We start from the raw sequence: 21,188 nt of genomic DNA, 5'->3' as shown, positions 1-21,188 counted from the left end.
CTGCTCGTCGGCATTCGGGAGAGTCCATTGATCGTCGCTCTTGAGGGCAAGACCCTTGTCGTTACCGGCGGGACGCAAGGGCTTGGCGAGACCATCGCCCGGCTGGCCTCAGCCGGCGGCGGCGAAGGGATCGCCATTGTCGGCCGCAATGCCGAGCGTGGCGCACGCATCGCCGAAGAGCTTTCACGACCAAGCCGGCCCGTCGTCTTCATCCAGGCCGAGCTTGGAGATCCGGCCGCGCCTGCAGCTGTCATGGCGGAAGCGATCAAAAGACTCGGCCGCATCGATTGTCTGGTGAACGCTGCGGCCCTCACCGACCGGGCCTCGCTGGAAACTGGCACAATCGACGACTGGGACAGGTTGTTTTCCGTCAATGCGCGCGCGCCGTTCTTCCTCATGCAAGCGGCCGTAGCCGACATGAAGACACGGCAGGCGGCGGGCGCCATCGTCAACATACTGTCGGTGAATGCGCATTGCGGTGCGCCGGACCTTGCCATCTATTCCGCCACCAAGGGCGCGCTTTCGACGCTGACCAGAAACATTGCCAACGCGCATCTTTCCGATCGCATCCGCGTCAACGGCATCAACATGGGCTGGGTAGCGACGCCGGCCGAACAAGAGATGCAGGCGCGCACGCTGGGCAAGGGCGAAAACTGGGCAAAGATCGCCGCCGCCGGCCTGCCGCTTGGTCGATTGCTGACCATGGACGAAGTCGCCCAGCTAACGCTGTTCCTGCTCAGCGACGCCTCCGGGCTGATGACCGGGACGCTTATCGACCTAGAGCAATCCGTGCTCGGCGCGCCGCCGCGCGGCATTGCGTGACGGTCGCAGGGCCGATCGTCGGCCGCCTGGAAAATATCAGCCAAACTGATGCAATCTGATGGGATTGCTGATGGCGTCGTGCATTGCGCCAACGTCCATTGGCGGATGGAGGCTTGCCATCGATCGAAAAAGGGAATGCTCTAATGCGCCCAGGTCGACGCTGGCAAAATGCGACCACCGTTTTGGCCGCGCACGGCCTTTCGCGGTGATCGTCGTCGGAGGAGGAGTTCGGTTCAAATGGGAGGAAATCACATGCTGACGAGGCTAAGACTGCTTGTACTTGGCTTGGTAGTGGCGCTGGCCATTCCGGCCGCGGCACAGGCCAAGACGTTCTACTGGATTTCGCATGGCGGCCCGGCCGATCCGGTCTGGACCTACTTCCTTGCCGGGGCCAAGCAATGGGCGGCGGACACCGGCAACACTGTCAACACATCGTTCCACAATGGCGACGTGGCGTCGCAGCAGGAGGCTATTCGCGCCGCGATTTCCGCGAAGGCCGACGGCATCACCACGACCAGCCCTGATCCGGGCAGCCTTGTCGAGATCGTCAAGGAAGCGCGGGCGGCGAACATCCCGATCATCAACTTCAACACGCCCGACCCGAAGGCGGACTTCAACGCCTATGTCGGCGGCGACAACGTCACCTTCGGCAACCACTGGGCGCAGTATCTGGTCGACAAGGGCCTGGTGAAGAAGGGCGACTTCGTCTGGATGCCGGTCGAGATTCCCGGCGCCACCTATGGCGTCCAGGAAGAGGAAGGCATCAAGAGCGTGTTCGAGCCGCTCGGCATCACCTACGAAATCACCGAAGCGACGCTCGACCAGGCCGAAGTGATCAACCGCATGGTCGATTACCTCACCGCCAACAGGGCCAAGGTCAAGGCGGTTATCGGCCTCGGCGACCTGGTCACCGGTTCGATCAAGCGGGTGTTCGACCAGGTCGGCGTCAAGCCGGGCGAAATCCCGGTCGTCGGCTGGGGCAACTCGCTCGACACCACTCAGGAAGTGCTGAACGGCTACGTCAATGCCGCGCAGTGGCAGGATCCGCAGGCGACCAGCTACGTCGCGCTCTCGCTCGCCAACATGGCGGCAAGCGGTATCCCGCCAGGCTTCGACGTGATCACCGGCGCGCTCTACGAGAAGGACACCGCCGCGGTATACGACAAGATCCTGTCCGGCAAATAGGTCCGCGATCGAGTTGGTCACGGCCGCTTCGGCGGCCGTGACCGTCTCATCATTCCGCCGAACCGCTTGCGGTCTCGGCCAAATCCAATCCTATCGCGGGTCCAAGGTGGAAAATCGTTCTCTTATCCAACGCTCGATCGCGCGGCCTGAGTTCGGGCCGTTCGTGCTGCTCGTCATCGAGATCGCCGTGTTCTGGGGCATCAACCACGACTTCCTGTCGCCGCAAAACATCTCGAACACGCTGGCCTTCACGGTCGAACTCGGGCTGATCGCGCTGGCGATGACGCTGTTGATGACATCAGGCGAATTCGACCTCTCGGTCGGCTCGGTGTTCGGCTTCTCGCCGGTCCTGATGTGGACCTTGTTCAACAGCGGCGTCGCCTCGCTCGAAGCCGCCTTCGTCGTTGCGCTGGTGGTCGCTGCCTTCATCGGACTGGTCAATGGCTGGTTCGTGACGCAGCTCAAGATCCCGTCCTTCCTGGTGACGCTTGGCATGCTGCTGGTGGTGCGCGGCACCGCTTTGTTCGTCACCAGCGGGTTTCCGCAGCGGACCTGGAGCGCCGAGGGCAGCTGGCTGGCGGAAGCCCTGGTCGGCGATTTCTTCATCGGGCCGTTCCGTATCTATATGTCGCTGTTCTGGTTCATCGCCGCCGCAATCGCGCTCGGCTACGTGCTGACGCAGAGCCGGACCGGCAACTGGATCCAGGCGGCCGGCGGCAACCCGAGTGCTGCAAGGGCGCGCGGCGTCAATGTCAGCGGCGTCAAGATCGGCCTGTTCATCCTGTCGTCGATCCTGGCCTCGCTCGCCGGCGTCATCTCCTCGCTGCGTACCTCGGCGGCCAACCCCAACAGCGGCACCGGCTACGAGCTCGAAGTCATCGCCATGGTGGTGATCGGCGGCACGGCGCTGACCGGCGGGCGCGGTACAATCATCGGCACGGTGCTCGGTATCCTGATCCTGCGCGTGATGCGCAACGGCATCGTGCTGATCGGTGTGCCGGGCCTTGCCTACAACATCTTCATCGGCGCCATCATCCTCGGCATGATGGCGCTCCACTCATGGCTGGAACGCCGGCATCAGGCAGGGACTTGAGACGATGGTCGAGCCACTGATCCGCATGACGAAAATCCGCAAGTCCTATGGGCGCGTGCAGGCGCTGATTGATGCCAATTTCCATGTCAACGAAAGAGAGATCGTCGGACTGCTCGGCGACAACGGCGCCGGCAAGTCGACGCTGATCAAGGTGCTGTCGGGCGCGGTCCCGCTGACCAGCGGCGACATCTTTATCCGTGGCAAGAAGGTGAATTTGCGCAGTACCAGCGACGCCATCGCCCATGGCATCGAGACGATTTACCAGGATTCCGCGTTGGTGACGCAGCTGTCGATCGCCCGTAACCTGTTCCTCGGACGCGAGCCGATCAAGCCGCCGCGTTTCCTCAACCGCATGGACCAGGAGGCGATGAACGTGGTTGCCCGTGACCTGCTCAAGCAGGTCGGCATCTCGAAGAACATCCCGCCGACGACGCCGATCGGCTCACTCTCCGGCGGCGAGCGGCAGGCGGTGGCGATTGCGCGCGCCATGCATTTCGACAGCGACCTTATCATCCTAGACGAGCCGACCAACAATCTCGGCGTCGCCGAAACGCAAGGGGTGCTGAGCTTCGTGCGCAGTGCCCGCGATTCCGGCCATTCCTGCATCTTCATCGCCCACAACATCCATCATGTCTTCCAGGTGGTCGACCGCATCGTCGTCATGCGCCGCGGCAAGGTGGTCGCCGACGATATCGACCCGAAGAAGACCAGCGTCGCCGAAGTCGAGCGCGTCATCACCGGCATGTCGGACAAGGAGATCCGTGACGCGCTGGCCGAGGGCACGCAACGGCCCGGGTGAGCAGCCGGGCCGGGCTTATCGTCGAGGCACTGGATCGCATCGCCACATGGTTGCGACATGAAAGCCACCGTTTCGGATATTGCCAGGAGCTGCGGCCTGTCGACCGCGACGGTCGACCGTGTGCTCAACAACCGGCCGGGGGCGAGTGCCGCCAACCGGCAGCGCGTGATGGAGGCGGCCAAGCAGCTCGGCTATCTGCCGGTCGTCGACCAGGTCGCGTTGCCCTCGCGGCCGGCACATCTCGAATTCTTCCTGCCGATGGGCAGCAATGCCTTCATGGCCGATCTGGCCAGGCACATCGAGGATTATGCGGCGCGCCTGCCGCTGGTCGCCTCCTGCCGCATCCACAAGCTCACCGGCATCTCGCCGAGTGCCTTGCAGATGGCCGTCGAAGACCTCTCTCTCAAGGCGAACGGTGTCGGCGTCATCGCCATCGACCATCCGAGAACGCGCAACATCTTGCGCGAGATCGTCGAGGCCGGCATCCGCCTGGTCACGCTGGTTTCCGACGTTCCCGGCGCGCCGCGCTCAGCTTATGTCGGCATCGACAACAGAGTGGCCGGCCGCACCGCGGCGCTGCTGATGGGACGGTTCCTCGGCGGCCGCCAGGGCCATCTGGCGATGGTGGTCGGCTCACGCTCCTATCGCGGCCATGAGGAACGCGAGATGGGCTTTCGCTCGGTGCTCGGCGAGGAGTTCCCCAATCTGACCGTCACCAGCGCCGTCGAGATCAACGACGAGCCGGAGGTCAGTTATACCGCGACCATGAAGGCGCTGCACAACGAGCCGGAGCTGCTCGGGATCTACTGTGTCGGGGCCGGGCGCTCGGGCGTGGCAAAAGCATTGCTCGAAGCCAGGCCTCGGACGAAGCCGGTGTTCATCTGCCATGACCTGACGCGCGAGACGCGCGGCTATCTGGTCGACGATCTGCTCGACGTCGTCATCGACCAGAATGCGCGGCTGATCGCCGAACAGTCGGTCATTCGCCTGCTCGGCTCGATCGCCTCGTCGGCGCCCTATCTGACGCGGAAATTCATCGAGCCGCGCCTGATCTTCAAGGAAAATGTCCCGGTGCAGTGATGTCGTGCGGGGGCGATGGTCGCTCGGGCCTTGATCGTTAAAATTCGGTTGATACCGCAAATCTGCACATCACCTATGCAACTTTTTTGGTTGCCGAATCATTGGGCAATTGATAGTTTCGCAGGTGTCGGCCATCTACTCCTCCCAGATGCGATGCCGACGCTGAGTGCGGTACACCTCCTCCCGTGCCGTATTCGAAATCGAGCCCGCTGCCACCTCCTCCCGGCAGCGGGCTTTTTTTGTTCCGGCGCCGGGATAGCGGGCGATGCTGGGATCGTGACTGACACCGGACACGATTGCTGATCCGCGGATCGATGAGCTTCGCTGCGACCGCCGCGGCTTATCGGGCGAAATCCTGTCACACTTGTCACTCTCACCGGTTCGCCAACGGCCCTATCCTGCCTGACGACCAGCAAACAACGCCGCGCCAGCAATGCTGTTGCGGCAAGGGCGACGCGAGATGGAACATCGCGATGGGACGAGACATCACCCAGCGGCACGGCGCGCAATCAAAACGCCGCGGATCGTTTCGCCGCTTGCGAGATTATCTGGCCCTGAAAGAAGTGATCAGGCCTTCCGCCATGCGGACGAACTGCGCGCTCGGGCCCTCGGCGCCGACGCTTTGCAGGCTGACGCGGGCGCCCTCGAGCAGAAGCGACAGCGTATCGGCGAGAAGCTCGGCCTGTCCGATACCCGCATCGCGACACAGCGAGACCAGACGCTCGCGCTGCGCTTCCTTGAGTTCCTTGATCACTTGCCTTGCCGGATGATCGGCCTCGCTCAGCTCGATGGCGGCGTTGGCCATGTCGCAACCGCGGCGATCCGACATCAGGCAATCGGCCGCCATCCGGACCCAGGCGTGCAGCTGCGCCAGCTTGTCGCCCGGATTCTCCGCCTCGAACTTCTCCCACATCGCGTTGGCGCTGCAGGCGGTCGCCCGCAGACATTCGATGATCAGGTCGTCCTTGGACTCGAAATGCCGGTAGAGCGTCATCTTGTTGGTGCCGGCGGCCTCGGTGATGGCGTCGATGCCGACGCCGCGAATGCCATGCTTGTGAAACATGTCCCGTGCCGTCTCAAGGATCCTGTCCCGGGGGCGAACACGCTCCACAACACCGTCTGTCATCAAAACCTCCGTGATTGCGTTTCCGAAATTCCCTCGGTGCACCTCTTGACTAGGGTGTTACCGGTCTGTAACGTTAGCGATGTTACTTACCTGTAACACCCGCATTGCATCATGTCAAACTCGCAAGTGCCGGCCATCAGCCCCGCCCCGATCGGCAAGGGCACGAACCGCACCGCACGGCCTCGGCCGGCGAGCAAGAGAACACCCGATCCGCGGCTCGCCGCGGATCGCCAAAACCAGGAGCCGCTTCGATGTCGCAGTGCAATGATCTGACGATCGATGAAGTCGTGAGGGATCCGATGATCCGCATGCTGATGAAAGCCGACCGCGTCGACCCGCGGTCTTTCGAGGCGATGCTGCGTACGCTGGCGGACGAGCAGGCCGAGCGCCGCAATGCGCCGCGTCGCCCCCTGCAAGATTTCGGCTTTCTCGAAGATTCCGGCTCGACGCGCAGCCGGCGACTGTCCAGGGTGGCCAAGGCCTTCGGCCGGGCCAGAGCATCGGGCGAGGCGTGCATCTCATGGTAAACTTCTTCATCCATCGTCCGATCTTTGCGTCGGCGATCGCCATCATCATGGTGCTCGCCGGGGGAATCTCTTATTTCCTTCTGCCGGTCTCGCAATTTCCCGACATCACGCCGCCCCAGGTCGTGGTCAGTGCTCACTACCCGGGCGCCAGCGCGCAGGTCGTCGCCGACACGGTGACGACACCGCTCGAACAGCAGATCAACGGCGTCCAAGGCATGATCTATATGTCGTCGTCGAGCTCCAATGACGGCTCGTCGACGATCACCATCACCTTCGACGTCGGCTACGATCTGAGCACGGCGGCCGTCGACGTCCAGAACCGCGTTTCGCAGGCGGCTTCCTCGCTGCCGGCCATCGTCAATCAGGGCGGCGTGACGATCAAGAAGCAGAACCCGAACTTCGTCCTGATCGTCGACCTCACCTCGCCGGACGGTTCCGTCAATCCGGTCGCGCTGAGCAATCTCGCCTATCTGCAGGTGGTCGATCCGCTGAAGCGGCTGCCCGGCGTCGGCGACGTGCAGATCTTCGGCGAGCGGCGCTATTCGATGCGCATTTGGCTCGACCCCGACAAGCTCGCCAATCTCGGCATTACCGCAGTCGACGTGCAGAACGCCGTCGCCGAGCAGAACGTCCAGGTGGCGGCCGGCAAGATCGGGCAATCACCGGCTCCGGCCGGCACTGCCTTCGAGATGCAGGTCAACGCCGTCGGCAGGCTGAGCGATCCCAAGGAGTTCGGCGACATCGTCGTGCGGGCCAATACCGCCAACGGCTCGCTGGTCAGGCTGCGCGACGTTGCGCGCATCGAACTCGGCGCGCTGCAATATTCGTCGTCGGCCTTCTTCGGCAAGGACCCGACGGTGGTGCTCGCGGTCTACCAGATGCCGGGCTCCAACGCGCTCGATCTGCAGCAGCGCGTCAAGGACAAGATGCAGGAGCTGTCGGGCCGTTTCCCGAAGGGCGTCAGCTACGCCATGCATTACGATACGACACGTTTCGTTTCGGCCTCAATGCACGACGTGCTGATCACGCTCGGCGAAGCGCTGGTCCTGGTCGTCGCCGTGGTGTTCATCTTCCTGCAAAGCTGGCGCACCACGATCATCCCGACGATCGCAATTCCGGTGTCGCTGGTAACGACGCTGGCCGTCATGCATATGCTTGGCTTCTCGCTGAACATGCTCAGCCTGCTCGGCATGGTGCTGGCGATCGGCCTCGTCGTCGACGACGCCATCGTCGTCGTCGAGAATGTCGAACGCCAACTTGAGGCCGGCCTCAAACCTCTGGCCGCCACGCGCACGGCGATGGCCGAGGTCACTGGCCCGATCATCGCCACGACCGCCGTGCTGATGGCCGTGTTCGTGCCGGTCGCCTTCATTCCCGGCGTGTCCGGCCGACTCTACAACCAGTTCGCCCTGACCGTGGCGATCTCATTCGGCATCTCGGCCTTCGTCTCGCTGACGCTTACCCCGTCGCTCAGCGCCGCCTTCCTGCGCCACCGGCCGGAAACACAGTTCGTGCTGTTCCGCTGGTTCAACATGGGCTTCGAACGGCTGGCGCATGCCTATGCGAATGGCGTACGCATTCTCATCCGCCTGCGCTGGATCATGCTCGGCGTGTTCGCGGCCGGACTTGTCGCGACCTATTTCGTCTGGCAGCGCCTGCCGTCGACCTTCCTTCCGGTCGAGGACCAGGGCTATTTCTTCGTCGTCATCCAGCTCCCGGACGGGGCCTCGCTGGAACGCACCGATGCGGTGGCGCAAAAGGCGCGCGACATCCTGCAAAACACGCCCGGCGTCGACATCGTCGGCTCGATCAGCGGCTTGAATTTCCTGACCAGTGCCGCGCAGTCGAACTCGGCGGTCGAATTCGCGATCCTGAAGCCATGGGACGAACGCGGCCCCGACCAGAGCGCCTCGAAACTCGTCGCCGACGTGCGCAACAAGCTGCTGCAAATTCCGGAGGCTTTTGCGCTGAGCTTCGACCCGCCGTCGATCCCGGGCATCGGCACCACCGGTGGCTTCGAGTTCCAGGTCGAGGACCTGACCGGCCGCGGCAGCGTGGCGCTCAACGATGCGACGCAAGCCGTGATTGCCGAGGCGCGCAAGCAGCCGGAGCTCAACCCGCAGCAATTGTTCTCGTCGTTCTCGACCTCGACGCCACAGTTCAACTACGATCTCGATCGCGCCAAGGCGAAGCTGCTCGGGCTCAACCTGCCGGACGTCTTCAACACGCTGCAGATCTATCTCGGCTCGCTCTATGTGAACGATTTCAACCTGTTCGGCCGCACCTTCCGGGTGACGATCCAGGCCGACAAGGACTCTCGCGCCGGTCCGGCGGACATATCGCGGCTCTATGTCCGCAATGCGTCGGGTGGCATGGTGCCGTTGGGCACGTTGGGCAAGCTTGTGCCGATCGTCGGCCCCGAGACCGTGCCGCATTACAACAACAATGCGTCGGCGCTGATCAATGGCGGCGCCGCCCCCGGCTTTTCGTCCGGCCAGGCGGTGGCGGCAATGGAGCGTGCCGCTGCCACGGCATTGCCGAGAGATTTCGGCTACGAATGGACCGGCATCACCTATCAGGAGCTCAAGGCAGGATCGATCGCATCCGTCGTCTTCGGCCTTGCAATCGTCTTCGTCTTCCTGATCCTGGCCGCGCAGTATGAGAGCTGGGCGATGCCGTTCATGGTGCTGCTGGCGGTGCCGCTCGCATTGTTCGGTGCGTTCGTCGTGCTGTGGCTGCGCGGCATGCAGATCGACGTTTATTCGCAGATCGGCTTCGTCATGCTGATCGGACTGGCGGCCAAGAACGCGATTCTGATCGTGGAGTTTGCCCGGCGCCGGCGCGAAGAAGGCCTCAGCATCGTCGACGCCGCGATGGAAGCGGCGCGGCTTCGGCTGCGACCGATCCTGATGACCGCCTTCGCCTTCATCCTCGGCGTGCTGCCGCTGATGTTCGCCACAGGTGCGGGTGCCGCAAGCCGGCAGTCGATCGGCACCACCGTCTTTGGCGGCATGGTCGCGGCGACGATCCTGTCGCTGGTGTTCGTGCCGGTCTTCTATGCGGTGATCGAGCAGCTGCGCGAGCGCCGCAGCGAGAGCGAACCGGTTTCCGAAGCGACCGAACAACCAACTGCCGAACCCGCCTTCGAGCCATTGGCCGAAGCGGCTGAATAGGACTGGAGAATTGATCATGCGTAAATGGAAAATGGCGCTGGGAACGGCCGTCGCCCTTGGGGCGATTTCGGTGGCGAGCGTTCACCTGCTCGACATGGGCAGCCTCAGCCTCAACGCCGGCACAGCCGGGGCGGCAACACCCAAGCCGGAAGCCTTCGTCATGCCGGTGCCGGTGGTGAGCGTCGTCAAGAAGACGATCCCGATCTATCTCGACTATGCCGCCCGGGTGGAGCCGATCCGCAGCATCACGCTGCAGGCGCGCGTGCCGGGCTACCTGCAGGAGCAGGTCGCCATCGACGGCAGTGACGTTGCGAAGGGCGACCTTCTCTACAAGATCGCCCCTGAGGATTTCCAGGCTGCCCTCGAGCAGGCGAAGGCGCTTATCCAGCGCGACACGGCAACACTCGACTATGCGCGCTCCAATCTCGGGCGCGGCAGCGAGCTCGCCAAGAGCGGCTATCTCGCCAAGGACGTGTTCGACCAGCGCACCAGCACCTTGCGTGAGGCTCAGGCCTCGCTCGCCGTGAACCAGGCCGCCTTGCGGACCGCCGAGCTCAATTTGAGCTATACCGAAATCCGCGCCCCGTTCGCGGGACGCATCGGACGCAGCCAGGCATCCGTTGGAACGCTGGTCAGCGTTGCCGGCACGGTGCTCAATTCGCTGGTGCAGCTCGATCCGATCTACGTCACCTTCAATCCGAGCGAAACGGACCTGACACAGATCGAGGAAGCCCGGGCCGCAGGACCGATCAGTGTCGATGTCCTGCTTCCCGGTGAAACGGAACCGCGCCAGAAGGGCGATCTTACCTTCATAGACAACTCGATCGATCGCTCGACCGGCACGATCACGGCACGGGCGACGATCGGCAACGCCAAGTTCACGCTGCTCCCCGGCCAATATGTCCGCGTCCGGCTGCACGTCAAAGAGCAGCCCGATGCGCTGATGGTACCGCAGACGGCACTCGGCTCAGGCCAGCTCGGCAAATACCTCTATGTCGTCGGCAAGGACAACACGGTCGACCAGCGTATCGTTTCGCTCGGACCGACCAATGGCGATCAGGTCGCCATCTTGAGCGGTGTGGCCGAAGGCGACCGGGTCATTACCGGCAATCTGCAGAAGATCGGCCCGGGAATGCCGGTCTCGCCGCTGCCCGAGAAACCGCCCACCTGATAACCCCCATCAGGTCCGGTCCCGCGGCGCCCTCGGCTCCCACGCCAAGGGCGCCGTTTTGCTATGTTTCGTTTTACGCAATTCCTTGGGGAAAGCGCTACATACGCCAGCTTCGAGAAGCCGGCGTGATGTTCAGCGGGGTCGGTTCTGCGGCCGTGCGGCCTGACGGCCTTGCCTGCGCCGCAAGCCGCCGGCCAAGCGGAAGTTAAGAAATCCACAACCAGCCTCTTGTAAGATTGTCGACAATCTGTTTTTCCTTCCGGTTTGCTGGAGCAGCCGGAATGGCGACGCTGGATTTCAGTCCGATCGCCGACACGACAAGACGCGCCGAGATCGTGGCGCTGCTCCGGCGGGCGATCCTGACCGGCCAGTTGGAACCTGGGCAGAAGCTCAACGAACTCAGGATTTCCGAGCAGATGCGGGTGAGCCGCGCGCCGCTGCGCGAGGCAATGCGCGAATTGGTGCAGGAAGGCATCCTGACCAGCATTCCTTACGCCGGAACCTTCGTCATCGACGTTACCGCGAAGGATATCGACGATGCCTATTCGCTCAACAAGGTGCTCGACGAATTCGCCATCGCGCGGACCTGGCCGCTTCGCGACGAGCGCTTCTTCGACGAGATCGACCGACGCCATGCGGCGGTGAAGCAGGCGACGCGCGAACTGGACACGACGCGGCAGATCGAAACCGCGCTGCAACTGCATGGCCTGATCCATGAATGGGCCGACAATTCGGTGCTGCTTGAAACGTGGCAGCGGCTGACCAGCCGGCTGCAGATGTATTTCGCGCTGCACCAGCGGGCGCGCAACGAGCCGGTGCCTGCCGAAGATGCTCACGAGACCTATGTACGGCTGCTCAAGGGCAGCGACATGCGCGCTGCCCAGCGCCACGCCAAGGAGCACATCGATTTCGATTTCGAAGAACTGCTCGCCTATGCGCGCGGGCTGGAACAGCGCGGCTCAAAGGGTGCTGGCGCCAATCGTGCCGGACCGCCTGAAGGCGGCTGAGCCAGACAATTCTGGTGGTCATCCCGGAAAATAGGCAACGGACAGAAAACGTGCAGATCAAAACCATCAAGGCCTATCATGTCGTGCAGCCCTTCGTTGACGGGCCTTATCGTATGTCCAAGGGGCGCGTCGCCGATGCGTTCGACGCGGTGATCGTCGCCGTCACCGCCGATAGCGGGCTCACCGGCTGGGGCGAGATGGCGCCGCTCGGCAACTTCTATTCGCCTGCCTTCGCCGCCGGCACGCGCGCCGGCGTCGTCGAGATCGCACCGCATCTCATTGGCCATGACCCACGCGGGCTTGCCAGTATCAACAGGCTGATGGACACGGTGTTCAAGGGCCATCCCTACATCAAGTCGGCGCTCGACATGGCATGCTCGGATCTCGCGGCGCGCGCCGCCGACGTGCCGCTGGTCACCCTGCTCGGTGGGCGCGAAAGTGAGACGGCCGAACTCTACAAGGTCGTCACCCACGGCACCGTCGACGCGATGGCCGCACTCGCCAAGCGCATCCTCAACGACGGCTTTCACCGGCTGCAAGTCAAGGTCGGCGGCAACGTCCATGACGACATCGAACGCGTCACAGCCGTCGCCGCCGCCGTGCCGAAGGGCACCGTCATCTTCTGCGACGCCAATGCCGGTTGGACGCCTTACCAGGCGCGCCAGTTCGCCGATGCGACGCGCAACATCGACTACACGTTCGAGCAGCCCTGCACGACGATCGACGAATGCCTGTCGGTGCGCCGCTCGCTCGACAAACCGATGGTGCTCGACGAATCCGTCGCCTCGCTTGACGATATGCTCGACATCCATCGCAAGGGCGCCGCCGACGGGCTGACGCTGAAGATCTCACGCCTTGGCGGCGTCACCAAAACGCGCCAGATCCGCGACCTTGCCGTCGACCTCGGCTTCATGATCACGGTCGAGGACACTGGCGGCGCCGAGATCGACACATCGGCCATGGCGCATCTGTCGCTGTCGACGCCGGAGGAGCGCCGGCTGCACGCTATCGCCTTTCACGAATGGGTGACGGTGCGCACCGCATCCAACATGCCGCCGGTTTCGGGAAGCCGTATGGGCATTCCGGATGGGCCGGGCCTCGGCATCGATGTCGTTCCCGGCCTGCTCGGCGCGCCCTTCTTCGAAATCGGCAGCTGAACTGCAATAAGGCTGCACCGAATCAACCTGAATATGCCGCGTCCTTCTGACTGCGGAGGCACGGCCGTGTGGATTGACCGCTCATCCAATCGTCCTCGACCGATTGCAGAGCGGCAATGCCCAATTGCCGGTTGAAATATTTTTCATTTGCAAATAGAAATGTTCAAAACGTTGATTTGGACGCTGCGGCGCGTCAGGAACTGGAGGAAGCGACATGTCCCATCCGCAATTTGCAGCGGAACTGCTGAAGCGCGCTGAACAGCAGGGGCCGATCACCATCGGGCTTGCCGGCGCCGGGCAGATGGGCACCGACATCGTCGTCCAGGTCGCGCTGATGCCGGGCATGCGGATCGGCGCCATTTCCGAAGTCAGGCCGCAGGCAGCGATCGACGCGGCGCTGCTCGCTGGCCATGACCATTCCGACATCGTTCAGGCCGGCAATGCCGCGGCGATCGACCGCGCCATCGAGGCGGGCAAGATCGCGGTGACCGAAGATTTGCATGCGCTGGCGGCGGCCGGCCGGATCGACGTCATCATCGACGCAACGGGCAATCCCAATATCGGCACGCTGTTTGCGCTCGAAGTGATGAAGAACGGCAAGCATATCGTCATGCTCAATGTCGAGGCCGACATCACCATCGGCCGCTTCCTCAAGGAGGAGGCACGCAAGGCCGGCGTCGTCTATACCGGTGCCGCCGGCGACGAGCCCGCCTGCACGCTGGAGATCATCGGCTTTGCCAAAAGCCTCGGCTTCAACATCATCGCCGCCGGCAAGGGCAAGAACAATCCGCTGAAGATCGACGCCATGCCGGCCGACTACGAGAAGGAGGCGGCCGAGCGCAACATGAATGCGCGCATGCTGGTCGAATTCGTCGACGGCTCGAAGACGGCGATCGAAATGGTGGCAATCGCCAATGCGACCGGCCTGGTGCCCGATGTGCCGGGCATGCACGGCCCGACCGCGACGCTAGAGGAGCTGGCAAGCGTGCTTTGCCCGCGCGAGGATGGCGGCGTGCTGCACCGCAAGGGCGTTGTCGATTACTCGATCGGCAAGGGCGTGGCGCCCGGCGTGTTCTGCATCATCGAAACCCGGCATCCGCGTGTGCTGGAGCGCATGATCGACCTCAAGGTCGGCCAAGGCCCCTATTTCACGATCTTCCGGCCCTATCATCTGACCAGCCTGGAAGTGCCGCTGTCGGCGGCGCGCGCGGTGGTCTACAAGCGTGCCGACATGGAGCCGCTCGACCATCCGGTCGCCGAGGCGGTGGCGGTTGCCAAGAGCGATCTCGGCGTTGGCCAATCTCTCGGCATGATCGGCGAGAACGACTATCGCGGCTTCGCCATGACCTGGGAGGATGCGCGCGCCCGCGGCGCCCTGCCGCTCGGCCTTGCCGAACGCGCCAAGGTGGTCAAGCCGCTCAAGACCGGCGACTTCCTGACCTATGAAAATTGTGTACCCGACGATTCGATGGTGATAACCCAGATCCGCCGCCGTCTTGACCAGTCAGACGGACGGTTCGCTACCAACGCGGCCTGACCCCGCCGGATCTCCGCCTGATGGAAGATGTCGTAATCGGGATCGACGCCTCGACCACGGCCGTGAAGGCAATTGCCTTCTCGCGCGACGGCGAAGAGCTGTTCCAGGCGCGCGAACCGTACCCGCTTTCAAATCCGAAGCCCGGTCATTTCGAGCAGGACGCCGAACATTGGTGGACGGCGCTGCTTGGCGCATTGAAGCAGGTCACCGAGGCGGTCGGCGCTGCGCGGGTGGCGGCGATCTGTATCGCCCATCAGCGCGAGACCTTCACGCTGGTGGACAGCGCCGGCAAAGCACTGATCCCGGCGATCCTGTGGCTGGACGAACGCGCCCGTCCGCAGGTTATCAGGCTTTCGGCCGAACTCGGCCGCGAGGCGATCCGCGACTGGAGCGGCAAGCCGCCGGACCCGACGCCGGCACTCTACGCCATCGCCTGGCTTGCCGAGCACCAGCCGCAAGTGCTTCGCCAGGCAGCGGCGCTGGTCGACGTGCATGGATTCTTCGTCCAGCGGCTGACCGGGCGATTGGTCACCAGCACCGCAAGTGCGGATCCGCTCGGGCTGCTCGACCTCGAGAAGGGCACTTGGCGTCCAGAGCTCGTTGCGGCGGCGGGGCTGCAACTGGAGCAATTGCCCGAGCTGGTCGCGCCGGGCGTGGTCTGCGGCAGTCTTTCCGCAAGCATAGCGCAGCTGACCGGCCTGAAGGCCGGCACGCCGGTTGTTGCCGGCGCCGGTGACGGCCAAGCTATGGGCCTTGGCATGGGCGTTTACGGCGAGGGCAAGAGCTATCTCTCGCTCGGCTCGGGCGTGGTCAGCGGCTGCTATTCCGGCAGGGTGAAAACCTCGGACGCTTTTCGAACGCTGGTCTCGCCGACCGGCTCCGGTTTCATGCTCGAGACCGTGCTGCGCTCGGGCATGCAGCTGGTCGACTGGATCGTTCGCACGACCGGTTCGCCGTCGGCGGCAGCGCTGGAGAAGGCTGCGCTGGATGTTGCCGCGGGCAGCGACGGCCTGCTCATCATGCCCTATTGGGCCGGCGTCATGAGCCCCTATTGGGACGGTGCGGCGCGCGGCGCCATTGTCGGCCTGTCGCTGGACCACCGGCCGGAGCATCTCTTCCGCGCTGTCCTGGAAGGCATCGCCTTCGAGCAGGCCGTCGCCACCGAGGCCATGGAAGCCCGGGCGGGCGGACCGGCGGCGATGATTGCCGCCGGCGGCGGCACCAATTGCGCGCTGCTCATGCAGATCATGGCAAGCGTGCTCGAGCGGCCGCTCTCGGTTTCGCCGGTCAACGAAGCCGCTGCACTCGGCGCTGCGATGCTGGCGGCAGCGGCTATCGGCTGGTTTGCCTCGCCGGAAGCCGCAGCAGAGGTAATGGCTGCCGCTCCCACCAGGCATGTCGATCCGGTCGACGGGCTTGTCGCCGCCTATCGCGACCGCAAGGCAATCTACCGCGACCTTTACCAGGCGACGCGCGATATCCATACCCGCCTCGGCGCTCTCCGCGAAATCTAGCGGTTGAGCAGCCCCTTGGCCGCGTCTTCGTCGGTGATCAGAACCGATACCTTGGTGTTGGCGAGCGCAGCCCGCATCACCGCAACCTTCTCGCTGCCTCCCGACACCAGGATGATGCTCGGGATATCCGACAGATCCTGCAGCGGATAGGCGCAGACGCGGCGGTTGACCTCGTGGTCGACCGGGCGGCCCTCGACGTCGATGAAATGACACAGAATATCGCCGACGGCACCGGCCGCCTGCAATTCCTCGAGTTCGCTTGGCTTGATGAAGCCATAATTGGCGATCGGGCTGTCGTTGGAAAACGAGCCGACGCTGAGCACGGCGATGTTTGCCCGGCGTGCGCGGAAGACGACGTCCTGAACGCTGCGCTGGCTCATGAAGGCGTCGCGCTGCTCCGGCCTGTCGGCATAGACCGGCACCGGCAGCAGGAAGCATTCCGCACCTATCTTTTCGGCGAAATCCCAGGCGCTTTCTGTCGGGTTGAGCGGCTGGGCATGGGTGAGGCCGCCAAGCATCGAAACCACCGTCGTCCTGGCGATGGGCCGCCGCGGCAATTCATTGATGGCGAATTTCAGTGTCCGCCCCCAGCCCAGCGCGATGACATCGCCGGCATTCACATGGTCGGCCAGGTAGGCGGCAGCGGCGTGGCCGATCATCAGCGGCGCATTGCTTCGGTCGGCTGCCGACGGCACGACCACGGCCTGGCTGAGCCCGAACCGCTGCTTCAGGCTTTCCTCCAAAATCACGCATTCGACGACGCTGTCACGGATGCGAAACTGGACGACCCCCTCTTCGCGGGCGGCGGAGAGAATGCGATGCACCTTGATGCGGCCGACGCCAAGAATTTCGGAAATCCGTTCCTGTGTAAGACCCTCGACGTAATAGTGCCAGGCGGCGCGGGCCTTGAGTTCGGCGTCGGGGAAGCGCGAGGCTCTTTCGTTCTCTACGATCGTCATCTGTTTGCCTTGCCGCAGCCGCCGGCTCTGCTCATGAAATTCCAATGCGGCGACTTCGAAATGTCCAAGATTTCGGAGACCTTGCGTAAGCCAAACCGGCGGACAGCGCAAACCCGTCCTCGAATGAAGCGGCAGGCCTTGACAATTTTCCGACGAACAGTTTAGCTGAACAAAATTGCATGTTAAAGATAAATTGTTCACAGGGAGGAGCCTGGTGAGCAAAGTGGCGCGGTGATGCAGCGCCGGATTGCTGTGGAGGAGACAAAGTGGCTGTGAGCAACGACACAAGCAATTTGAAGGCAGGCGAGTTGAAGGCAGGCTCTGGCGCGCAGGCTACGGCGGGCGCAAGGTTTTCAGCTGTCTTTGCCGGAACCATGGGTCCGCTGATCGGGCTGGTTCTGCTGTGCCTGGCGCTCTCGCTGACCACCGACACGTTCCTGACCATCCGCAACATCCTCAACGTGCTCGACCAGGTCACCGTGCTCGGCATCATGGCGATCGGCATGACGCTGGTCATCCTGATCGGCGGCATCGACCTGTCCGTCGGCTCGGTGCTGGCACTGGCTTCCATGGTGATGGGCTTCGTCGCCCATCCCGACTATCTCAATCTCGGCCTGCCCGCCGGCATCGCCGCGGCCCTCGTCGTCGCCGGTCTTTGCGGCCTGGTTTCGGGCCTGCTGGTCACGATCACCAAGCTGCCGCCCTTCATCGCCACTTTGGCGATGATGTCGGTGGCGCGCGGTCTCGCCAACATGATCACCGACGGCTCGCAGATCGTCGGCTTTCCCGACTGGTTCACCAGCCTGTCGATCATCCGCCATTTCGGATTCCTGTCGGTCACCGTCGGACTGATGATCGTGCTTGCCGTCATTTTCGCGATCTTCCTGAATTATCGCGCTACCGGCCGTAGCCTGTACGCAATCGGCGGCAGCGCCGAAGTCGCCCGGCTGTCCGGCATACCAGTCAAGTCGCTGACAAACTGGGTCTATGCGATCTGCGCCGTGCTGGCCGGTCTCGCCGGCATCGTGCTTGCCGCCCGGCTCGATTCCGTCCAGCCGAGCTCCGGCCTTGGCTACGAACTCGACACCATCGCGGCGGTGGTGATCGGCGGCGCCAGCCTGTCGGGCGGCGTCGGTTCGATCGGCGGCACAGCCATCGGCGTCCTCATCATCGGCGTGCTGCGCAACGGGCTGAACCTGCTCGGTGTCTCGCCCTTCATCCAGCAAGTGGTTATCGGCGTGGTGATCGCGCTGGCGGTGGCCACCGACACCTGGCGGCGCCGAGCACAATGAAGAATGGGGCACAACGAAGAATTGGGCTCAATGAGATTCACCCGGATATTCGGGCGAAAACGGATCGGTGATCCGAAACTGGGAGTTGTTCGGCCAAGGGGCGCCGCGATGCGCGGGCAGGACAGATTGAACATCAACGGAGGAATAAACATGCTGACCAAACGTTCATTGCTGCTTACCGCCGCGGCCGTCATCCCGCTGCTTGGCCTTTCCGACATGGCCTCGGCCAAGGAGGCCAAGAAGCTCGGCCTCGCCGTCGCCAATCTGCAGGCCGACTTCTTCAACCAGATCAAGCAGTCCGTCGAAGCCTACGGCAAGGAAAAGGGGATCGAGGTCGTCACCGTCGACGCCAAGGGCGATTCGGCGACCCAGGTCAGCCAGGTGCAGGACCTGATCACGCAGAACATCGATGCGCTGATCTACATTCCAGCCGGCGCCACCGCCGCCACCGTGCCGACCAAGACCGCCAAGGCTGCCAGCATCCCAGTCGTCAATGTCGACCGCAACGCCGATGGCGCGCCCGGCGATACCTTCATCGCAACCAACAGCGTGGCATCGGCCAAGGCGGTTTGCGACTACATCGCCAAGCAGGCCGGCGGCAAGGGCGAGCTGATCATCATCCACGGCCAGAAGGGCACGACGCCCGAAGTCGACCGCTCGAAGGGCTGCGGCGAAGCGCTGAAAGGCTATCCCGACATCAAGGTTGTCGGAGAATTGTGGAGCGAAGGCTGGCATCAGGACGAAGGCTTCAAGCTGACGCAGGATCTGTTGCAGTCGCACCCCGACGTGTCGATCGTCATCGGCCAGGCCGATGCGCTGGCGCTCGGTGCGGCGCAGGCGGTCAAGGTCGCCAATCCCGGCCACAAGGTCTGGGTTGCCGGCTTCGACGGCGATGTGGCGGCGCTCAAGGCACTGAAGGACGGCGTCTTCGACGTGACCGCGACGCAGCAAACCCAGGGCATGGGCCGGCTCGCCGTCGATGCGGCGATCAAGCTGGTGGCCGGCGAGACCATTCCCGCCGAACAGCTGCAGGATGCGACGCTGACCACCAAGGACAATGTCGAGCAGTTCATCGCCAAGCATCCCTGATTGAGACCAGTCCGGCAGTCGACGAGCGCAACGATGTCCACCGATCCTCGCCACACGCACCCCCATAACGGGCTCGTCGTCAGCGGCCTCTGCAAAAGCTACGGGCCGGTGCAGGTCCTGGCCGATGCGAGCTTCGAGGTGCGGCCGGGCGAGGTCGTGGCGCTGCTTGGCGAAAACGGCGCCGGCAAGTCGACTGTCTCGAACATCATCGCCGGGTCGACGAAACCCGATGCCGGCACCATCACCTGGCGGGGGAACGCTTATTCCCCCGCCAATCCTGCCGCGGCGATCGACGCCGGCATCGGCATGATCCACCAGGAGCTGAAGCTCTTGCCCGATCTGTCGGTCGCCGAAAACGTCTATGTCGGGCGCCTGCCGATGCGTGGCGGCCGCATCGACCGCGCGGCAATGAACGCACGGGCATCGGCCCAGTTGAAGCGCCTCGGCCTCGATGTCTCGCCCGAGCGCAAGGTGCGCACGCTGCGTATCGCCGCCCAGCAGCAGGTCGAGATCGCCAAGGCGCTGACGCTCAATGCCGAGTTGCTGATCTTCGACGAACCGACGGCCGCCCTTGGCGGCGAGGAAACGGAGCTCCTGTTCCAGCAAATCCGCAAGCTCAAGGCGGAAGGCATGTCCTTCATCTATATCAGCCACCGGCTGGACGAGATCGCCCAAATCGCCGACCGCGTGGTGGTGATGCGCGACGGGCGCATCGTCGCCCGGCACGAGCGCGCCGACATTCCGGTGCGCACTGTCGTCGAGCAAATGGTCGGCCGCAGTGTCGAGCGGATGTTCCCTACGATATCGGCGCCGGGCAACGACACGCTGCTCGAGGTCGAGAACCTGTCCTCGCCGGAACGCAGCTTTCAAAATGTCAGCTTTTCAGTGCGGGCCGGCGAAATCCTCGGCATTGCCGGGCTGATCGGCGCCGGACGCACGGAGCTGGTGCGAGCGATCGCCGGTGCCGATCCGATCTCATCGGGATCGGTGCGCGTCGCCGGCAAGCCGGTGCATCTCCATGGCCCGGCGGCGGCGATCAAGGCCGGCGTCGTCCTGGTGCCCGAAGATCGCAAGGCGCAAGGCGTGGTGCTCGACCAGACGATCGGCGAGAACCTGGCGATCGGCAATTTCGACCATGTCGCGCCGAATGGCTGGGTGTTCCCGAAGGCGGTGCAGAAATTCGCCGAGGCCGGCATTCGCCGGCTCGGCGTCAAGGGCCGGCCGAACCAGGCGGTCAGCAAGCTCTCCGGCGGCAACCAGCAGAAAGTGATCATCGCCAAATGGGTGTCGCGCCCGCCCAAGGTATTCATCCTGGACGAGCCGACGCGCGGCATCGACGTCGGTGCACGCGCCGCGATCTATGATGTCATCGCCGACCTTGCCCGCTCCGGCATGGCGGTGGTGGTGGTGAGCTCCGACCTCGAGGAAGTTCTCGGCCTGTCGCATCGCGTTCTGGTGCTGAGCCGCGGCCGGCAACGCGGCATTCTCGACCGCAGCGAAGCAAGCAATATCGCCGTCATGGAACTCGCCACGAGCTAGGAACAGCCCATCGAAACAAAGCGCAGCAGGTGGTATCCTCCCGGGCACCAGACCGCGCGGGGCGCCAGCAACAGAGTTGGCGCCCCTTTATTTCCGGAGGACGGCGGTTGGAGCAGAG

17 protein-coding genes are annotated in these 21,188 nt (G+C 63.8%); 15 read left to right on the top strand and 2 right to left on the bottom strand.

Annotated features, from left to right (window positions below):
- The first annotated feature begins 27 nt into the window (after window positions 1-27).
- From NKJ13_RS04600 to NKJ13_RS04580, 5 genes are all read left to right on the top strand, one after another.
- Window positions 28-822, top strand: coding sequence for an SDR family oxidoreductase (locus NKJ13_RS04600; protein WP_254820394.1), 795 nt, complete (start codon window positions 28-30; stop codon window positions 820-822).
- Window positions 823-1,074: 252 nt separating this feature from the next.
- Complete coding sequence (locus tag NKJ13_RS04595; RefSeq protein ID WP_352737099.1) at window positions 1,075-2,007, top strand: sugar ABC transporter substrate-binding protein; 933 nt, start codon at window positions 1,075-1,077, stop codon at window positions 2,005-2,007.
- 106 nt (window positions 2,008-2,113) lie between these two features.
- Entirely contained in the window at window positions 2,114-3,100 is a 987-nt protein-coding gene (locus NKJ13_RS04590) for an ABC transporter permease (RefSeq protein ID WP_254820392.1), read from the top strand.
- 4 nt (window positions 3,101-3,104) lie between these two features.
- The gene (locus tag NKJ13_RS04585; protein ID WP_352737100.1) at window positions 3,105-3,899 is read left to right on the top strand and encodes an ATP-binding cassette domain-containing protein; all 795 of its coding nucleotides are present in this window, start codon (window positions 3,105-3,107) and stop codon (window positions 3,897-3,899) included.
- A 57-nt stretch (window positions 3,900-3,956) separates the two neighbouring features.
- Window positions 3,957-4,979, top strand: a complete 1,023-nt coding sequence (locus NKJ13_RS04580) for a LacI family DNA-binding transcriptional regulator (protein WP_352737101.1) — start codon at window positions 3,957-3,959, stop codon at window positions 4,977-4,979.
- Window positions 4,980-5,523: 544 nt separating this feature from the next.
- Here NKJ13_RS04580 and NKJ13_RS04575 read toward each other — a convergent pair.
- Entirely contained in the window at window positions 5,524-6,105 is a 582-nt protein-coding gene (locus NKJ13_RS04575) for a TetR/AcrR family transcriptional regulator (protein WP_031211029.1), read from the bottom strand.
- A gap of 251 nt (window positions 6,106-6,356) precedes the next feature.
- Here NKJ13_RS04575 and NKJ13_RS04570 point away from each other — a divergent pair, with 251 nt between their 5' ends.
- From NKJ13_RS04570 to NKJ13_RS04540, 7 genes are all read left to right on the top strand, one after another.
- Complete coding sequence (locus tag NKJ13_RS04570; RefSeq protein WP_352737102.1) at window positions 6,357-6,632, top strand: hypothetical protein; 276 nt, start codon at window positions 6,357-6,359, stop codon at window positions 6,630-6,632.
- Window positions 6,626-9,805, top strand: coding sequence for an efflux RND transporter permease subunit (locus tag NKJ13_RS04565; RefSeq protein WP_352777168.1), 3,180 nt, complete (start codon window positions 6,626-6,628; stop codon window positions 9,803-9,805). Before NKJ13_RS04570 ends, NKJ13_RS04565 begins: the two co-directional genes overlap by 7 nt.
- Before the next feature lie 16 nt (window positions 9,806-9,821).
- Window positions 9,822-10,976: an efflux RND transporter periplasmic adaptor subunit gene (locus NKJ13_RS04560; RefSeq protein WP_352737104.1), complete on the top strand. Its 1,155-nt coding sequence runs from the start codon at window positions 9,822-9,824 to the stop codon at window positions 10,974-10,976.
- 281 nt (window positions 10,977-11,257) lie between these two features.
- The gene (locus tag NKJ13_RS04555; protein ID WP_352701687.1) at window positions 11,258-11,983 is read left to right on the top strand and encodes a GntR family transcriptional regulator; all 726 of its coding nucleotides are present in this window, start codon (window positions 11,258-11,260) and stop codon (window positions 11,981-11,983) included.
- Between the two features lie 50 nt (window positions 11,984-12,033).
- Window positions 12,034-13,140: a mandelate racemase/muconate lactonizing enzyme family protein gene (locus tag NKJ13_RS04550; protein WP_352701689.1), complete on the top strand. Its 1,107-nt coding sequence runs from the start codon at window positions 12,034-12,036 to the stop codon at window positions 13,138-13,140.
- 214 nt (window positions 13,141-13,354) lie between these two features.
- Window positions 13,355-14,677: an NAD(P)H-dependent oxidoreductase gene (locus NKJ13_RS04545; RefSeq protein WP_352737105.1), complete on the top strand. Its 1,323-nt coding sequence runs from the start codon at window positions 13,355-13,357 to the stop codon at window positions 14,675-14,677.
- Between the two features lie 20 nt (window positions 14,678-14,697).
- Window positions 14,698-16,191, top strand: a complete 1,494-nt coding sequence (locus NKJ13_RS04540; RefSeq protein ID WP_352777166.1) for a xylulokinase — start codon at window positions 14,698-14,700, stop codon at window positions 16,189-16,191.
- Here the strand turns inward: NKJ13_RS04540 and NKJ13_RS04535 are convergent.
- Window positions 16,188-17,150, bottom strand: coding sequence for a sugar-binding transcriptional regulator (locus NKJ13_RS04535; protein WP_352738590.1), 963 nt, complete (start codon window positions 17,148-17,150; stop codon window positions 16,188-16,190). The two genes, NKJ13_RS04540 and NKJ13_RS04535, sit on opposite strands and share 4 nt — an antisense overlap.
- Before the next feature lie 308 nt (window positions 17,151-17,458).
- On the opposite strand from NKJ13_RS04535, the gene NKJ13_RS04530 reads away from it, so the two are divergent.
- The 3 genes from NKJ13_RS04530 to NKJ13_RS04520 all read left to right on the top strand — a co-directional run bounded on the left by NKJ13_RS04530 (window position 17,459) and on the right by NKJ13_RS04520 (window position 21,070).
- The gene (locus tag NKJ13_RS04530) at window positions 17,459-18,442 is read left to right on the top strand and encodes an ABC transporter permease (RefSeq protein ID WP_302897181.1); all 984 of its coding nucleotides are present in this window, start codon (window positions 17,459-17,461) and stop codon (window positions 18,440-18,442) included.
- A 150-nt stretch (window positions 18,443-18,592) separates the two neighbouring features.
- Window positions 18,593-19,531, top strand: coding sequence for a sugar ABC transporter substrate-binding protein (locus tag NKJ13_RS04525; RefSeq protein ID WP_352738588.1), 939 nt, complete (start codon window positions 18,593-18,595; stop codon window positions 19,529-19,531).
- Between the two features lie 33 nt (window positions 19,532-19,564).
- A complete protein-coding gene (locus tag NKJ13_RS04520; protein WP_352738586.1) occupies window positions 19,565-21,070 on the top strand; it encodes a sugar ABC transporter ATP-binding protein in 1,506 nt (501 codons plus the stop codon).
- Window positions 21,071-21,188: the final 118 nt, after the last annotated feature.

It is taken from the genome of Mesorhizobium sp. M0174 (assembly GCF_040322275.1).
In the GTDB taxonomy this organism is placed as follows: Bacteria; Pseudomonadota; Alphaproteobacteria; order Rhizobiales; family Rhizobiaceae; genus Mesorhizobium.
Note: the sequence above shows the minus strand (reverse complement) of the source record. Positions and strands in the feature narration are given on the sequence as shown.

What these genes read in the sequence shown, in the direction of transcription:
- NKJ13_RS04595 (WP_352737099.1), top strand. Translation starts at nt 1,075, where the DNA reads ATGCTGACGAGGCTAAGACTGCTTGTACTTGGCTTGGTAGTGGCGCTG.
- NKJ13_RS04585 (WP_352737100.1), top strand. Translation starts at nt 3,105, where the DNA reads ATGGTCGAGCCACTGATCCGCATGACGAAAATCCGCAAGTCCTATGGG.
- NKJ13_RS04580 (WP_352737101.1), top strand. Translation starts at nt 3,957, where the DNA reads ATGAAAGCCACCGTTTCGGATATTGCCAGGAGCTGCGGCCTGTCGACC.
- NKJ13_RS04575 (WP_031211029.1), bottom strand. Translation starts at nt 6,105, where the DNA reads ATGACAGACGGTGTTGTGGAGCGTGTTCGCCCCCGGGACAGGATCCTT.
- NKJ13_RS04570 (WP_352737102.1), top strand. Translation starts at nt 6,357, where the DNA reads ATGTCGCAGTGCAATGATCTGACGATCGATGAAGTCGTGAGGGATCCG.
- NKJ13_RS04565 (WP_352777168.1), top strand. Translation starts at nt 6,626, where the DNA reads ATGGTAAACTTCTTCATCCATCGTCCGATCTTTGCGTCGGCGATCGCC.
- NKJ13_RS04560 (WP_352737104.1), top strand. Translation starts at nt 9,822, where the DNA reads ATGCGTAAATGGAAAATGGCGCTGGGAACGGCCGTCGCCCTTGGGGCG.
- NKJ13_RS04555 (WP_352701687.1), top strand. Translation starts at nt 11,258, where the DNA reads ATGGCGACGCTGGATTTCAGTCCGATCGCCGACACGACAAGACGCGCC.
- NKJ13_RS04545 (WP_352737105.1), top strand. Translation starts at nt 13,355, where the DNA reads ATGTCCCATCCGCAATTTGCAGCGGAACTGCTGAAGCGCGCTGAACAG.
- NKJ13_RS04540 (WP_352777166.1), top strand. Translation starts at nt 14,698, where the DNA reads ATGGAAGATGTCGTAATCGGGATCGACGCCTCGACCACGGCCGTGAAG.
- NKJ13_RS04535 (WP_352738590.1), bottom strand. Translation starts at nt 17,150, where the DNA reads ATGACGATCGTAGAGAACGAAAGAGCCTCGCGCTTCCCCGACGCCGAA.
- NKJ13_RS04525 (WP_352738588.1), top strand. Translation starts at nt 18,593, where the DNA reads ATGCTGACCAAACGTTCATTGCTGCTTACCGCCGCGGCCGTCATCCCG.
- NKJ13_RS04520 (WP_352738586.1), top strand. Translation starts at nt 19,565, where the DNA reads ATGTCCACCGATCCTCGCCACACGCACCCCCATAACGGGCTCGTCGTC.